This window comes from Pseudomonas sp. MPFS (assembly GCF_022537035.1).
Taxonomy (GTDB): domain Bacteria; phylum Pseudomonadota; class Gammaproteobacteria; order Pseudomonadales; family Pseudomonadaceae; genus Aquipseudomonas; species Aquipseudomonas sessilinigenes.
In genome coordinates this window covers 1180456-1193333 of sequence record NZ_CP066123.1, presented here as the reverse complement: position 1 = coordinate 1193333, position 12878 = coordinate 1180456, and the positions used below count along the sequence as shown (strand labels likewise).

Here is a 12878-nt window from a genome sequence, read left to right as displayed (position 1 = left end):
TTGCCGCAAACGAGGGTTGTCAGCCGCAAGCGCCGAGGTTCAAACTGGCGGCTTTGTCGTCGGCAGCACGCGACGCCTTCTTATATATAGATATGCCCCGCGCTGGAGTCTTTCCTGCGCGCTTTGACCATTCATTCAGGGACCCGGACATGGAACTGGTTGTAAAAAGCGTTAGCCCGGAAACGTTGAAGACCGCCACCCTGGTGGTCGCCGTCGGCGAAGGCCGCAAACTCGGCAACGTCGCCAAGCAACTCGACGAACTCAGCGGTGGCGCCATCAGCGCCGTGCTCAAGCGTGGCGACCTGGCGGGCAAAGTGGGCCAGAGCCTGCTGCTGCACGGCGTGGCCAAGCTCAAGGCCGAACGCCTGCTGCTGGTTGGCACCGGCAAGGATGAAGAACTGGGCGACCGTCCGTTCCGCAAGATCATCAGCGGCGTGCTGGGCACCCTCAAAAGCCTGGGCGGCAGCGATGCAGTGCTGGCCCTGGACGAAGTAGCGGTCAAGGGCCGCGACAGCTATGGCAAGACCCGCCTGCTGGCCGAGACCCTGCTGGACGGCGGCTATGTCTTCGATCGCTACAAGAGTCAGAAGACCGAAGCCCGTCCACTGAAGAAGATCACCCTGCTGACCATCAAGGCCGCCCAGGCTGAAGTGGAACGCGCCGTGACCCACGCCCAGGCCATCGCCAGCGGCATGGCGTTCACCCGCGACCTGGGCAACCTGCCGCCAAACGTCTGCCACCCAAGCTACCTGGGCGAGCAAGCCAAGGCCCTGGGCAAGGAGTTCAAGGCACTGAAGGTCGAGGTCTTCGACGAGAAGAAAATCAAGGAACTGGGCATGGGCTCGTTCTACGCCGTAGGCCAGGGCAGCGAGCAGCCACCACGGCTGATCGTCATGCAGTACAACGGCGGCAAGAAATCCGAGAAGCCATTTGCACTGGTAGGCAAGGGCATCACCTTCGATACCGGCGGCATCAGCCTCAAGCCGGGTGCCGGCATGGACGAGATGAAGTACGACATGGGCGGCGCCGCCAGCGTCTTCGGTACCCTGCGTGCGGTGCTCGAACTCAAGCTGCCGGTCAACCTGGTGTGCATCCTGGCCTGCGCCGAGAACATGCCCAGCGGCGGCGCCTCGCGCCCAGGCGACATCGTCACCACCATGAGCGGCCAGACCGTGGAGATCCTCAATACCGACGCCGAAGGCCGCCTGGTACTGTGCGATGCCCTGACCTACGCCGAACGCTTCAAGCCCCAGGCCGTGATCGACATCGCGACCCTGACCGGCGCCTGCGTGGTAGCCCTGGGCGCCCACACCTCGGGCCTGCTGGGCAACAACGACGAACTGATCGGCCAACTGCTCAGCGCCGGCCAGCAAGCCGACGACCGCGCCTGGCAACTGCCGCTGTTCGACGAGTACCAGGAGCAACTGGACAGCCCGTTCGCCGACATCGCCAACATTGGCGGGCCGAAGGCCGGGACCATCACCGCCGCCTGCTTCCTGTCGCGCTTCACCAAGAACATGAACTGGGCTCACCTGGACATCGCCGGCACGGCCTGGACCAGCGGCGGCAAGGACAAGGGCGCCACTGGCCGTCCCGTTCCTCTCCTGACCCAGTACCTGCTGGACCGCGCCAAAGCCTGAAGACCATGACCGCGGAAGGGCGCAACATCGTGCCCTTCCCGGTTCAGGAACCCCGATGACCAAAGTCGACTTCTATATCCTTCCCAGCGCGGACCCGACAGCGCGCCTGGATTTCGCCTGCAAGCTCACCGACAAGGCCTGGCGCATGGGCCACCGCATCTACCTGCATTGCAGCGACGCGACACAACGGGACGAGCTCGATGCCCGCCTCTGGCGCTTCAAGGGAGAGGCCTTCGTGCCCCACGGTCCAGCCGAAAGCGAGCCCGAGGGACTGATCGTCCTTGGCCTGGGCCAAGACCCTGGCGAGCACAACGACCTGCTGGTGAATCTGGACCTGAAGGTCCCCGCCTTTGCCCAGCGCTTTGCCCGGATTGCCGAAGTGGTGGTGGAAGAACCCACTATTCGTCAGGCCGCCCGCGAGAGTTTCCGTTTCTATCGCGAACAGGGCTATTCTCTGCAAGATCACCGCTTACAACGACTCTGAGCATCCGATGGACACTCCCAACCCGCTACAAAAGTCCGTGCATCTGCTGGATGACCTAGAGTCCATCCGTCAACTGCTCGGCGACGAGAACCTGCAACCGCCACTGCTGACCGAGACCGTTACCAGCGAAGGACAGATCCCCCTGCTGTTCGACCTTGAAGGCAACCCGCAACCCGCTACCCCTCAAGCTCCCCCTGCGGCACAAGCCAAACCGCAACCTGCGCCTGCTCCGGCAAAAACACCCGCACCCGCACCTGCTCCCGTCGCCCAGCCTGCGCCTGCCGGCAACAACGGTGATGCCTTGCTCCACCTGGACAGCGAGCTGCGCGCCGCTGCACAACTGATCATGCAGGACGTGATCGACGATTTCGCCCCGCATATCGAGACTGAGATCAAGCGCCGCCTCGACGCCCGCCTGGAACGCCTGCTCGCAGCGGCCACCAGCGGCAAGCCGTAAGCCACGACCAAAAGCCGGGCCTGGCCATCTTGTCGCTTGCCGCTTGTGGCTTGCAGCCGCCCCCCTCCGCTATACTTCCCGGCTTTTCCTGAATAAATGCCAATAGGGTCCCGCCGCGCATGGATAAGACCTACCAGCCGCACGCCATTGAAACTTCCTGGTACCAGACCTGGGAGTCAGAGAACTATTTCGCCCCGCAAGGCGCGGGCGACTCCTACACCATCATGATCCCGCCGCCGAACGTCACCGGCAGCCTGCACATGGGCCACGGCTTCAACAACGCGATCATGGACGCCCTGATCCGTTTCCGCCGCATGCAGGGTCGCAACACCCTGTGGCAGCCCGGTACCGACCACGCCGGTATCGCCACCCAGATGCTGGTGGAGCGCCAGATCGAAGCCCAAGGCCAGAACCGCCACGACCTGGGCCGGGAGAAGTTCCTGGAGAAGGTCTGGGAATGGAAGGATCAATCCGGTGGCAACATCAGCCGCCAGATCCGCCGCCTGGGCTCTTCCGTGGACTGGAGCCGCGAGCGCTTCACCATGGACGACGGCCTCTCGGAAGCGGTGAAGGAAGCCTTCGTACGCCTGCATGAAGACGGCCTGATCTACCGCGGCAAGCGCCTGGTCAACTGGGACACCAAGCTGCACACCGCGATCTCCGACCTCGAAGTGGAAAACCACGACGAGAAGGGGTTCCTGTGGAACCTGAAGTACCCGCTGGCCGACGGCGCCAAGACTGCCGAAGGCAACGACTACCTGATCGTCGCCACCACTCGCCCGGAAACCATGCTCGGTGACTCCGCCGTCGCGGTGAACCCTGAAGACGAGCGCTACAAGGCCCTGATCGGCAAATTCGTCGAGCTGCCCCTGGTGGGCCGGCGTATCCCGATCATCGCCGATGATTACTGCGACCCCGAATTCGGCACCGGCTGCGTGAAGATCACCCCGGCCCACGACTTCAACGACTACGAAGTCGGCAAGCGCCACAACCTGCCGCTGCTGAACATCTTCGACAAGAACGCCAGCGTCCTGCCCGCCTGCCAGGTATTCAACCTGGACGGCAGCCTGAACGACAGCATCGACGGCAAGATCCCGGCCGAATACGCCGGCCTGGACCGTTTCGAGGCGCGCAAGCAGATCGTCGCCGCCTTCGACGCCGCCGGCCTGCTGGTCAGCGTCGACGACCACGCCCTGAAAGTGCCGAAAGGCGATCGCTCCGGCACCGTCATCGAGCCGTGGCTGACCGACCAGTGGTACGTCTCCACCAAGCCCCTGGCCGAACCTGCCATCGCTGCCGTGGAAGATGGCCGCATCCAGTTCGTGCCCAAGCAGTACGAAAACATGTACTTCTCCTGGATGCGCGATATCCAGGACTGGTGCATCAGCCGCCAGCTGTGGTGGGGCCACCGCATCCCGGCCTGGTACGACGAGTCCGGCAAGGTCTATGTCGGTCGCAGCGAAGCCGAAGTACGGGCCAAGCACAACCTCGGCCCGGACGTTGCCCTGCAGCAGGACAACGACGTGCTCGACACCTGGTTCAGTTCGGGCCTGTGGACCTTCTCCACCCTGGGCTGGCCGGAGCAGACCGAATTCCTCAAGACCTTCCACCCCACCGACGTGCTGGTCACCGGCTTCGACATCATTTTCTTCTGGGTCGCCCGGATGATCATGCTCACCATGCACCTGGTGAAGAACGAGGACGGCACGCCGCAGGTTCCGTTCAAGACCGTCTACGTCCACGGCCTGGTCCGCGACGGCCAGGGCCAGAAGATGTCCAAGTCCAAGGGCAACGTCCTTGACCCGCTGGACATCATCGACGGTATCGACCTCGAGACCCTGGTGCAAAAGCGCACCACCGGCCTGATGCAGCCAAAGCTGCAGAAAGCCATCGAGAAGCAGACCCGCGCCGAATTCGCCGACGGCATCGCCAGCTATGGCACCGACGCCCTGCGCTTCACCTTCTGCTCCCTGGCCACCACCGGTCGCGACATCAAGTTCGACATGGGCCGCGTCGAGGGTTACCGCAACTTCTGCAACAAGATCTGGAACGCTGCGCGCTACGTGCTGGACAAGGGCGAGGACTGCGGCCAGAACGGCGAGGCTTACGAGCTGTCCCTGGCAGACCGCTGGATCATCTCGCAACTGCAGCGCACCGAAGCCGAAGTCACTCGTCAACTCGACCAGTTCCGCTTCGACCTGGCTGCCCAAGCGCTGTACGAGTTCATCTGGAACCAGTACTGCGACTGGTACCTGGAGCTGTCCAAGCCTGTGCTGTGGGATGACAACGCTCCGGTCGAGCGCCAGCGCGGCACCCGCCGGACCCTGGTCCGCGTGCTGGAAGTAGCCCTGCGCCTGGCCCATCCGTTCATGCCGTTCATCACCGAGGAAATCTGGCAGCGCCTGGCGCCGCTGGCAGGCAGTACTGGCAAGACCATCATGCTGCAGCCTTGGCCAGTGGCCAATGAAGCACGCATCGACCAGGCCGCCGAAGACGATATCGAATGGCTCAAGGGCCTGATGCTCGGTACCCGCAATATCCGTGCAGAAATGAACATCGGCCCAGGCAAGCCCCTGACCCTGTTCCTGAAGAACGCCGGAGCCGAAGACCAGCGCCGCCTGGCCGAGAACGAGGCCCTGCTGAAGAAGCTGGCCAAGCTCGAGTCCATCACCGTGCTGGGTGCCGGCGACGAAGCACCGCTGTCGGCCACCGCCCTGGTCGGCGAGATGGAAGTGCTGGTGCCAATGGCCGGCCTGATCGACAAAGGCGCTGAACTGGCTCGCCTGGACAAGGAAATCCAGCGCCTGCAAGGCGAAGTGCAGCGTGTGGGCGGCAAGCTGTCCAACGCCTCGTTCGTCGACAAGGCCCCTGCCGAGGTGATCGAGAAGGAACGCGCCAAGCTGGCCGAGGCCGAACAGGCCCTGGGCAAGCTGGCCGAGCAGCACGCGCGGATCTCCAGCCTGTAACGGCGACCAGCGCAAGACAAACAGGGAGGCCCACAGGGCCTCCCTTTTTTATGGCGCTTGTCCGCTCCTCTCTTGTCGCTCACCGCTTGAAACTTGCCGCTGCTCTTGTGGGACAATGCCCGCCAATTTGAGCCAGCCCCGAATCCATTCCTCCATGACCGCCCCCAATACCCCCAAGCCGCCGCGCAAGAAGCCCAAACCCGCCATTGTTGCCAAGGCCACCGCACCCCGGGAAAAAGCCAGCCTGCACCCGCGCAACCGCCACCAGGGGCGCTACGACTTCCCGCAACTGATCAAGGGCACCCCGGAACTGGGCCAGTTCGTGATCCTCAACCCCTACGGCAAGGAAAGCATCGACTTCGCCGACCCGTCCGCCGTGCGGGTGTTCAACCGCGCCTTGCTCAAGGCCTTCTACGGCATCGCCCACTGGGATATTCCAGCGGACTTCCTCTGCCCGCCTGTGCCTGGTCGCGCCGACTACGTGCACTTTCTCGCCGACCTGCTGGCCGACCACAACCAGTGCGAGATTCCCCGGGGCGCCGCAGTGCGGGTGCTGGATGTCGGCGTTGGTGCCAACTGCATCTATCCGCTGATCGGCTACAGCGACTATCGCTGGCATTTCCTTGGCTCGGACATTGATAGCACCGCCCTGGCAGCCGCCAAGGCCATCGTCCAGGCCAATGGCTTGAACAAGGCCATCAGCCTGCGCCAACAAGGCAATCCAAAGCAGATATTGAACGGCCTTCTCGACAGCGCCGAGCGCTTCGACCTGACCCTGTGCAACCCACCCTTCCATTCTTCCCTGGAAGAAGCCACCCGTGGCAGCCAGCGCAAATGGCGCGCCCTGGGCAAGGCCGACCCCAAGCGCAAGCTGCCAGTGTTGAACTTCGGCGGCCAGGCCCGGGAACTGTGGTGTGAAGGCGGCGAGATCCGCTTTGTCAGCCAACTGATCAGCGAGAGCACCGGTGTCGGCCAACAAGTGCTGTGGTTCAGCACCCTGGTGTCAAAAGCCTCGAACCTGCCAGCCATCGAAACCGCACTGCAAAAAGCCGGCGCCCTGGAAAGTCGGGTCGTGGAGATGTCCCAAGGACAGAAACAAAGCCGCTTCGTTGCCTGGACTTTCAAGGACAAGGCACAGCAGCAAGCCTGGGCTGAAGAACGCTGGACGAGGAAAAACTGAAGGAGGCGGGGGATTCAGCGACAACTCACCTTGCGTGAGTCGGTATCACACAAACCGTGCCCGGAAGACTCTGAGCACGGTTTCACTGCAAGTATTACTTGTTCACAGCGTCGGTCAGGCCTTTAGCCACAACCAGCTTGATCACTTTCTTGGCAGCGATTTCGATGGCAGCGCCAGTCGATGGGTTACGGCCAGTACGGGCAGGACGCTCGGTCACTTTCAGCTTGCCGATACCTGGCAGAGTGATTTCGCCGCCATTTTCCAATTGATCAGCAACGATCTGGGCCAGTTGATCCAGGGCGTTACGCGCGGTGGTTTTCGGCGCGTCGATAGCTTCAGCGATATCGGCGATCAGTTGGTCTTTAGTAATAGCCATTATGGTGTTCCTTCCCTATCAAATTCATTTGGATTGCAGAGTGCAGTGTCAGCCATCGAGCCAGATCTTGTGGATCTGGCACCCCGGTTACAACCACGACGGATCGGGGTTATAGATACCGAAATCTGGGTTTGGTTCGACCCGACAAATGCTGACTGCACGCTTAACGCAGAGACACCGCGTAAGACGGGGCAAAACTAGCACACAGACGGGGAAATATCCGCCTCTACCTAGCCATTTGGTCAGCTTTATTGCTCTAAATCGGTAAAAAAGTGCATAAGCTGCACCGACAAGCCGTTCATCGCCCGGCGAGCCCCGCCAAAACCATTGGGTGCGGTACACTGGGCACTTTTTCGGGGAGCCCGCCCTCCCCCTCAAACCAGCCGAGAAGCCCATGCCGATCCGTCATTGCATCGTCCACCTGATCGACAAGAAACCCGACGGCAGCCCCGCCGTCCTGCACGCCCGCGACTCGGAGCTGGCAGAGTCCGCGGCCATCGAAAACATGCTCGCCGACCTCAACGAAAGCTATAACGCCAAGCAGGGCAAGGCCTGGGGTCTGTTCCATCCGGAATCCGGTGCCTTTCCCTTCAGCGGCTGGCTGAAGGAGTACCTCGATGGCGGCCAGGACTTCACCGCCTTCAGCCGGGTGGCGGTGGAGCATCTGCAAAAGCTGATGGAAGAATCCAACCTGTCGGTGGGCGGTCACGTGCTGTTCGCCCACTATCAACAAGGCATGACCGACTACCTGGCCATCGCCTTGCTGCACCACAGCGAAGGCGTGGCGGTGACCGACCAGTTGGACGTGACGCCCTCCCGTCACCTGGATCTGGGCCAACTGCACCTGGCGGCGCGGATCAACGTCTCCGAGTGGCAGAACAACAAGCAGTCCAAACAGTACATCTCGTTCATCAAGGGCAAGAACGGCAAGAAGGTCTCGGAATACTTCCGCGACTTCATCGGTTGCCAGGAAGGTGTCGACGGTCCGGGCGAAACCCGTACCCTGCTCAAGGCCTTCAGCGACTTCGTCGAAAGCGAGGACCTGCCCGAAGATTCGGCGCGGGAGAAGACCAAGGCCCTGGTGGACTACGCCAGCAGCCAGGCCAAGCTCGGCGAACCGGTGGGCCTGGAAGAGCTGTCGGAATTGATCGACGAAGACCGGCCGAAGGCGTTCTACGACCACATCCGCAACAAGGACTACGGCTTGTCACCGGAAATCCCGGCAGACAAGCGCACCCTCAACCAGTTCCGCCGCTTCACCGGCCGCGCCGAAGGCCTGTCCATCAGCTTCGAGGCCCACCTGCTGGGTTCGAAGATCGAGTACGACGAAGAAGCCGGGACCCTGATCATCAAGGGCCTGCCCACTCAGTTGACTGACCAGCTCAAGCGTCGCAACTGATGCTCCAGGGGGTCTTGAAGAAGTTCCTGCTGATCCTGCTGGTGGTGGTGCTCTACCAGCATTGGGGCAAGATCGAGCGATTGCTCGATCCTGGCGCGGCGGTTTCCGAGACCACCCGTAGCCAGGCCAGGGTGGTGCTGTACGCCACCGACTGGTGCGGCTACTGCAAGGCCACCCGGCGCTTTCTCGACCAGAAGGGCATTCCCTATCGGGAGTTCGATATCGAGAAAGACCCCAGCGCGCGCCAGGCCTACATCGACCTGGGCGGCGCCGGGATTCCGATCCTGGACGTGAACGGTACCCTGATCCGCACCTACGATCCCGACGCCATCATGGCCGCCCTGCCCAAGTAGCGGCCTTGGCAGCAGGTCACTGGGCCTGGATGCCAAACCCCAGGCGCGGGAAGTGCACGTGCACCACACCGGCGCGCGGGTCCTCGCGACGCAGGATCAGCTCTTCGCTCCCGGCGAACAGCAACTCCCCGGCCACCGGATCGACCCCATAGTCGGTCGCGGCAATCACCACCTGCTGGCCGGCCTTGAAACCATTGGGATCGACGAAAGCCTCCTGGGGCAGCGGTGCCGGTGTGGCGGCGTGCGCCACCGCCAGGGCCTCTTCGGCGCTCATCTCGCTGGAGGCGCCGTGGCCGAAATCCAGCACCCGGGCCAGCCAGGCGGCGACCGCCGGGTATTCATCCACCAGCGGCGCGGTCACCGGGGTGCCCTTGAGGAACCACAGGGGGTGAGCCATGGCAATGTCGGCGATCGACGGCGGGCCAAACAGGAAGTCCCCCGGTTCGCGCTGTAACTGCTGCTCCAGGCGCGCCATGAAGGTCGGCCATTGGTGCCTGGCCTGCTCCAGGGGTACCCGGCTGGCACTGCCGCCACTGAACAGCCCGGCCCGGTCGGCCATGAACGCCTTGCGCGCCTCCGGCGGCAGCTTGCCGAAACGCACCGCGGCCGATTCAGGCTGGAACACCAGGGTCACCGCATGCTGGAACACCGTCGAGTCGGCCCAGGCGGCGAAGGTCGCGCTGGTCAGCTCCTGGCCCTCGGGAAACAGCGCCGGGCTGGCTTTTTCCTGCTCCAGGCGCCGGGCGATCATGGCCGTATCGCAATAGACGTCGGCCCCGACCTGCAGCACCGGAGTCTTGCGATAGCCACCGGTCAACGCGGTCAGGTCGGGCTTGGGCATCACCGGGGCGATCTTCACCGAGCGCCAGGAAAGCCCCTTGAAACCCAACAGCAAGCGGGCTTTCTCCGCAAAGGGTGAGGTCGAGTAGTGATGAAGGATCAACTCTGACATACCAGTCTCCGCCATGAGAAAAAGAGGCTTGAGCTTAGCGCGCAATCAGTCGATGACCTACGAATTCGACTGATGGGAAACCATCAGTCAGATTGATGATGCAGCCGCCCCCGCCACCAGGCACTCCTTGGCACTCTTCTTGAGCTTCTTGATCAGCCGCTCCTGGCGCAGGGCTTCGCTCTTGTCGCGACAGGCCTCGGTGTAGACCAGCGCGACCGCCGGGCTGGAGAGGAAGAAGCGCGCGCCCTTGCCGCTTTGATGCTTGGCGAAACGCCGCTGTGGATCATCGCTGATACCGCAGTACAAGGCGCCATTGGCCGCCCGCACCAGGTAGACGAACCAGGGTTTGCTGGCCGGCGCCGGTGGCACGGCGCAAGCGACGGAGGACGGATCGGGGCTGGTCACGAAAGGCATCGGGCTTGTGGATAACAAGCCGCGATCTTAACAGAGGATGGATTCAGCGACCGCTCTGGAAGGCCTTCAAACCCTTGCGCGCCTGGGCGCGCACGGCATTCTTGAGCAGCGGTGTCCAGCCCAGCAGAAGGCCTTGGGTGCCCAGGGCCTGGCGGGCCCAGCGCCACATGTCGAAATGATCGTGGTGCTCGCAGATCTTGCCGTCGCGAAACACGAAACGCGCCTGGATATCATTGACCACGGTGCGCCCGGTCTGACTGAACAGGTAGGTCGCCACCCAGTGCGCGCCACCGCTGCGCTCATCGGCACGCACGCTGTCGAATGTCAGGGAAAAATCCTTGGCCCGCGAGGCCAGCATGCGCCACATATCACCGGCATCACGCCCGCGCAGCTCGCCAAAGGCCGGATCGCTGAACAGCACATCCTCGGTGTAGCAGGCGCTCATGGCCTCGGCATCCAGGCGCTGGAAAGCCCGGTAGAACTCGCTGATCAGGGCGCGATGGGCATCACTCATGGACAGACTCCGAACGGACGTGGAATGCCTGCACGATAATCCGCAAGCCGCTGGAACACTACCGGCATTTACCCTGTAAATACCGGTAGTGAGGCCAGTCAGATTCTTTCGCTCTGCACCTGTACATAAAGTGCGCGACCAGCACCCAGCCCGGCGATGATGGCTCCGCCCCCCAACACCGCGAAAATCCAGCCCACGGCGTTCCAGCCCCCGGTCCAGTCGTGCACCAGGCCCACCGCGAACGGCCCCATGGAGGCCAGGGTGTAGCCGATGCCCTGGGCCATGCTCGACAGATTGGCGGCCACATGAGGATCACGCGAGCGCAGCACGATCAGGGTCAGGGCCAGGCTGAAGGTACCGCCCTGGCCCAGGCCCAGCAGGATCGCCCAGCCCCACAGGCCATCGAGCGGCGCATACAGGCAACCGAACAGGCCGCCCAGGGTCATCAGCATGACGATCACGATGGCCAGGCGCTGATCCTTGCCCCGGGTCGCCAGCCAGGGCGCGGCCAGGGAGCTGATCAACTGCACGATCACCGAGCCCGACAGCACCAGTCCCGCCTGGGTCGGGCTCAGGCCGCGACCGATGAGAATCGACGGCAACCAGCCGAACACGATGTAGGCCAGGGAAGACTGCAGGCCCATGTACAGGGTCACCTGCCAGGCCAGGCGATCACGCAACAGACCGCGTACACGAAAAGCCACATGATGGGCGCCGTGCTTCTGCCCGACCTGGGGCAGCCAGAACACCCCCGCCACCAGCGCCGGCACCACCCAGAAACCCAGGCCCATGGCCCAGCTGTCGCCAAAGGCATGGCTCAAGGGCACGGTAGCCCCCGCGGCCATGGCGGCGCCCAGGCACAGGGCCATGGTGTAGACCCCGGTCATGGTCCCGGCATGGCGCGCGAAATCACGCTTGACAATACCCGGCAGCAACACGCCGATCACCCCGATGCTGGCGCCCGCCAGGATGCTCCCGGCGAACACCCCGACCTCACCGAAAGAACTGCGCACGACGATGCCCAGGGCCAGGGTCAGCAAGATCCCCAGCACCACCCGCTCGGCGCCGAAACGCCGGGCCAGCACAGGCGCCAGCGGCGCGAACAGCCCCAGGCACAACACTGGCAGGGTGGTCAGCAAACCGGCCTTGGCTGCCGACAGCCCCAGGTGCTGCGATACATCACTGAGCAGCGGCGCCATGCTCGACAGCGCCGGCCGCAGGTTCAGCGCCACCAGGATCAACCCCAGCAGCAACAGCCAGGGGCGACGCAGCACCGGGGGAGCCTGCTGCACTTCTTCATCGTCGGCCTCGGCGTCGATCAGCAGTTCCGGAGGCGGCGGGGTATGGGCGGATGCCTGGTGGTTGGACATGGTCAGTCTCGGCTTCAGGATTCGTTGATCATTTGGCGGGAAATGTTCTTGGCGCGTTCGGCATCGCCTTGTTCGATGGCATCGAGCAGGTGCTGATGCCGGTCGAAGATATCCTGGCGCCGAGGCGTGACATTCAGGGTCTGGCGCAACTGCGCCCCCACCACGCTGGAGAAATAGCGGTACAGCTGGCTGAGCGTCGGGTTGTGCGCGGCATCCACCAGGCGCTGGTGAAACACCAGGTCGCAGGCGATGTAGCGATCCAGGTCACCATGAAAGTGCCCACTGCTGTCATCCAGGGCGATGGCCAGCTCCTTGAGGTCCTGTTCGGTACGACGCAGGGCCGCCAGCCCTACCGCCTCCACCTCGAGGATCTGCCGGGTTTCCCGGGCATGCTCCAGGGAGCACTGGGACAAGGCCTGGAGCATATCCAGGGGATCGGCCACCGCCCGCAGGTAACTGCCGTCGCCCTGGCGCACGTCGATCAACCCGGAAAACGCCAGGACCCGCATCGCCTCGCGCACCGTGTTGCGGCTGATGCCCAGCTCGGCCGCCAGTTCCGGCTCGGTGGGCAGGCGCTGGCCGATGGCCCAGGCGCCCTGGGTGATCCGCAGGCGCAACTGCTCCAGGGCCTGGTCGACCAGGGAACGCTTGATCAAAGGAGGCATTTCACTCATGGCATTTACTCGTATCATCCAATCATTGGACGAATTGCCCGACATGGTATTCAGGCTTTTCTCGGAGTTCAATGTTCTGCCTTGCAATTTCTCCTGTAC

General features: G+C 63.2%; 13 protein-coding genes. 7 read left to right on the top strand and 6 right to left on the bottom strand.

Annotated elements, in window-relative coordinates; translation table 11 throughout:
• The first annotated feature begins 149 nt into the window (after positions 1 to 149).
• From I9018_RS05360 to rlmF, 5 genes are all read left to right on the top strand, one after another.
• A complete protein-coding gene (locus I9018_RS05360) occupies positions 150 to 1640 on the top strand; it encodes a leucyl aminopeptidase (RefSeq protein ID WP_241108901.1) in 1491 nt (496 codons plus the stop codon).
• Between the two features lie 55 nt (positions 1641 to 1695).
• On the top strand, positions 1696 to 2124 hold the full coding sequence (locus tag I9018_RS05355) for a DNA polymerase III subunit chi (protein ID WP_068583509.1): 429 nt from the start codon (positions 1696 to 1698) through the stop codon (positions 2122 to 2124).
• Positions 2125 to 2131: 7 nt separating this feature from the next.
• A complete protein-coding gene (locus I9018_RS05350) occupies positions 2132 to 2581 on the top strand; it encodes a DNA polymerase III subunit chi (RefSeq protein WP_068583505.1) in 450 nt (149 codons plus the stop codon).
• A 119-nt stretch (positions 2582 to 2700) separates the two neighbouring features.
• Complete coding sequence (locus I9018_RS05345) at positions 2701 to 5547, top strand: valine--tRNA ligase (RefSeq protein WP_241108900.1); 2847 nt, start codon at positions 2701 to 2703, stop codon at positions 5545 to 5547.
• A 154-nt stretch (positions 5548 to 5701) separates the two neighbouring features.
• Positions 5702 to 6727 carry a 23S rRNA (adenine(1618)-N(6))-methyltransferase RlmF gene (gene rlmF, locus I9018_RS05340; protein ID WP_241108899.1) on the top strand — a complete coding sequence of 342 codons (1026 nt, stop codon included), beginning with the start codon at positions 5702 to 5704 and terminating at the stop codon, positions 6725 to 6727.
• Positions 6728 to 6821: 94 nt separating this feature from the next.
• On the opposite strand, the gene I9018_RS05335 is transcribed toward rlmF, so the two are convergent.
• The gene (locus tag I9018_RS05335) at positions 6822 to 7103 is read right to left on the bottom strand and encodes an HU family DNA-binding protein (protein ID WP_003440137.1); all 282 of its coding nucleotides are present in this window, start codon (positions 7101 to 7103) and stop codon (positions 6822 to 6824) included.
• Positions 7104 to 7497: 394 nt separating this feature from the next.
• On the opposite strand from I9018_RS05335, the gene yejK reads away from it, so the two are divergent.
• Together yejK and I9018_RS05325 are read left to right on the top strand one after the other, a co-directional pair.
• Positions 7498 to 8502 (top strand): nucleoid-associated protein YejK, encoded by a 1005-nt coding sequence (gene yejK, locus I9018_RS05330; protein ID WP_022642461.1) that lies wholly within the window; start codon positions 7498 to 7500, stop codon positions 8500 to 8502.
• Positions 8502 to 8855 carry a glutaredoxin family protein gene (locus I9018_RS05325; protein WP_241108898.1) on the top strand — a complete coding sequence of 118 codons (354 nt, stop codon included), beginning with the start codon at positions 8502 to 8504 and terminating at the stop codon, positions 8853 to 8855. Before yejK ends, I9018_RS05325 begins: the two co-directional genes overlap by 1 nt.
• A 16-nt stretch (positions 8856 to 8871) precedes the next feature.
• Here I9018_RS05325 and I9018_RS05320 read toward each other — a convergent pair whose 3' ends face one another.
• The 5 genes from I9018_RS05320 to I9018_RS05300 form a co-directional block, all read right to left on the bottom strand.
• The gene (locus I9018_RS05320) at positions 8872 to 9807 is read right to left on the bottom strand and encodes a glutathione S-transferase family protein (RefSeq protein WP_241108897.1); all 936 of its coding nucleotides are present in this window, start codon (positions 9805 to 9807) and stop codon (positions 8872 to 8874) included.
• An 87-nt stretch (positions 9808 to 9894) separates the two neighbouring features.
• Complete coding sequence (locus I9018_RS05315; RefSeq protein WP_068583765.1) at positions 9895 to 10212, bottom strand: GIY-YIG nuclease family protein; 318 nt, start codon at positions 10210 to 10212, stop codon at positions 9895 to 9897.
• A gap of 52 nt (positions 10213 to 10264) precedes the next feature.
• Complete coding sequence (locus tag I9018_RS05310) at positions 10265 to 10735, bottom strand: nuclear transport factor 2 family protein (protein WP_241108896.1); 471 nt, start codon at positions 10733 to 10735, stop codon at positions 10265 to 10267.
• Positions 10736 to 10833: 98 nt separating this feature from the next.
• Positions 10834 to 12105 (bottom strand): CynX/NimT family MFS transporter, encoded by a 1272-nt coding sequence (locus I9018_RS05305; protein WP_241108895.1) that lies wholly within the window; start codon positions 12103 to 12105, stop codon positions 10834 to 10836.
• 14 nt (positions 12106 to 12119) lie between these two features.
• Positions 12120 to 12779: a FadR/GntR family transcriptional regulator gene (locus I9018_RS05300; RefSeq protein ID WP_068583486.1), complete on the bottom strand. Its 660-nt coding sequence runs from the start codon at positions 12777 to 12779 to the stop codon at positions 12120 to 12122.
• Between the last annotated feature and the right edge of the window lie 99 nt (positions 12780 to 12878).

Excerpts from the sequence above, each read along its gene's own strand:
- I9018_RS05360 (WP_241108901.1), top strand. The coding sequence starts at position 150 with ATGGAACTGGTTGTAAAAAGCGTTAGCCCGGAAACGTTGAAGACCGCC.
- I9018_RS05355 (WP_068583509.1), top strand. The coding sequence starts at position 1,696 with ATGACCAAAGTCGACTTCTATATCCTTCCCAGCGCGGACCCGACAGCG.
- I9018_RS05350 (WP_068583505.1), top strand. The coding sequence starts at position 2,132 with ATGGACACTCCCAACCCGCTACAAAAGTCCGTGCATCTGCTGGATGAC.
- I9018_RS05345 (WP_241108900.1), top strand. The coding sequence starts at position 2,701 with ATGGATAAGACCTACCAGCCGCACGCCATTGAAACTTCCTGGTACCAG.
- rlmF (WP_241108899.1), top strand. The coding sequence starts at position 5,702 with ATGACCGCCCCCAATACCCCCAAGCCGCCGCGCAAGAAGCCCAAACCC.
- I9018_RS05335 (WP_003440137.1), bottom strand. The coding sequence starts at position 7,103 with ATGGCTATTACTAAAGACCAACTGATCGCCGATATCGCTGAAGCTATC.
- yejK (WP_022642461.1), top strand. The coding sequence starts at position 7,498 with ATGCCGATCCGTCATTGCATCGTCCACCTGATCGACAAGAAACCCGAC.
- I9018_RS05325 (WP_241108898.1), top strand. The coding sequence starts at position 8,502 with ATGCTCCAGGGGGTCTTGAAGAAGTTCCTGCTGATCCTGCTGGTGGTG.
- I9018_RS05320 (WP_241108897.1), bottom strand. The coding sequence starts at position 9,807 with ATGTCAGAGTTGATCCTTCATCACTACTCGACCTCACCCTTTGCGGAG.
- I9018_RS05310 (WP_241108896.1), bottom strand. The coding sequence starts at position 10,735 with ATGAGTGATGCCCATCGCGCCCTGATCAGCGAGTTCTACCGGGCTTTC.
- I9018_RS05305 (WP_241108895.1), bottom strand. The coding sequence starts at position 12,105 with ATGTCCAACCACCAGGCATCCGCCCATACCCCGCCGCCTCCGGAACTG.
- I9018_RS05300 (WP_068583486.1), bottom strand. The coding sequence starts at position 12,779 with ATGAGTGAAATGCCTCCTTTGATCAAGCGTTCCCTGGTCGACCAGGCC.